This is a genomic window from Streptomyces sp. col6, from assembly GCF_008042035.1.
Lineage (GTDB): Bacteria > Actinomycetota > Actinomycetes > Streptomycetales > Streptomycetaceae > Streptomyces.
This window is the reverse complement of the sequence record NZ_RDBL01000088.1, coordinates 1-1,491: the sequence shown is the minus strand read 5'-3', so window position 1 is coordinate 1,491 and position 1,491 is coordinate 1. Positions and strand designations below refer to the sequence as shown.

Annotated in this window: 1 protein-coding gene and 1 pseudogene; one reads left to right on the top strand and one right to left on the bottom strand. The window is 74.7% G+C overall.

The window, feature by feature from the left end; translation table 11 throughout:
* Positions 1 to 997, top strand: a 997-nt coding sequence (locus tag EAO73_RS35645; protein WP_147975664.1) for a pectinesterase family protein, incomplete at its 5' end; no start/stop codon positions are given.
* A 6-nt stretch (positions 998 to 1,003) separates the two neighbouring features.
* Here the strand turns inward: EAO73_RS35645 and EAO73_RS35640 are convergent.
* Positions 1,004 to 1,491, bottom strand: a pseudogene (locus EAO73_RS35640) (hypothetical protein); the annotation flags it as partial.

The following is a 1,491-nucleotide window of genomic DNA, read 5'->3' as shown; positions in this document are numbered from 1 at the left end:
CTTCGGCCGCCACGGCTCGCCCGCCCGCCGCCCCGACCGCGCGACCCTGTACGTCGACGCGCGCGGCCGCGGCGACCACACCACCGTCCAGGCCGCCGTCGACGCCGCCACCGGCACCGGCCGCACCCTGGTCATCGCCCCCGGGACCTACCGGGAGACCGTCGACATCCCGGCCGACCGGACCGGCCTGACCCTCATCGGTGCGAGCGGCGACCCGCGCGACACGGTGATCGTGTACGACAACGCCAACGGCACCCCGCGTCCCGACGGTTCGGGCACCTACGGCACCAGCGGGTCCGCCACCGTCACCGCCCGGCCCGCCGGACTCACCGCCCGGGACCTGACCTTCGCCAACGACTGGCTGCGCGCCGACCACCCGGACTACACCGGCACCCAGGCCGTCGCCCTCAAGGTGACCGGCGACCGCTCGGCGTTCGTGAGCTGCCGCTTCCTCGGCCACCAGGACACGCTGTACGCCGACTCCGCCTCCCTCACCGACTTCGCCCGGCAGTACTACCGCGACTGCTACGTGGAGGGGGACGTCGACTTCGTCTTCGGCCGCGCCTCGGCGGTCCTGGACCGCTGCCACTTCCGCACCCTCACCCGCACCGACCTGGCCGCCGCGCCCTACGGCTTCGTCTTCGCGCCCAGCACCGCCGGCGCGGACCCGCACGGCTTCCTGGTCCTGCGCTCCCGGGTCACGAGCACCGCCCCCGACGGGTACTTCAAACTGGCCCGCCCCTGGGTGCCGTCCTCCGACCTCACCGCGCACCCGATGCTGACCGTGCGCGACAGCCACCTGGGCGCGGGCATCGACACCGACGAGCCGTACGGCACGATGTCGGCCGGCTTCCCCTGGCAGCAGCAGCGCTTCGCGGAGTACCGCAACACGGGCCCCGGTGCCCGCGTCACCGTCCCGGCCAACCGGCCGCAGCTCACCCGGGCCGAGGCGCGGGAGCACACCCCCGCCGCGTGGTTCGGCGACTGGAGGCCCTGAGGCCGGTCAGCGGGACCGCCCGAACCGGTCGCCCACCGCCGCCTGAGCGCCCGACGCGCGGACGGCGTGCGCCGTCACGTAGTCGCCGGTGGCGTCCCGCTCGCCCTCCGCGTGGTTGTACTGCCCGGCGAACGTGTGCGTGCCGGCCGGCACGGTCCGCCCGGGGCGCAGGGTCCACCGGTAGACCAGATAACCGCCGCTCTCGTTCACCGACACGGTGAAGTCCGGTTCGGGCAGCGAGCGCCAGGAGCCGGTGCTGTTCACGCCGCCGGTCTCGGCGACCCGCAGCTCCACGGTGAGCGCGGTCAGCGCCTCGGTCGTCCGCAGCGTCACATTGCCCTGCGCCCAGTACGCGTTGCTGTGCGGGTCGACCACCCCGCCCGTCCACAGCGGCCCGTCCTCGGGCCGCTGTGGACGGGCGGGGTGGTCGACCCGCACAGCAACGCGTACCGCTGTGGACGGGCGGGGTGGTCGACCCGCACAGCAACGCGTAC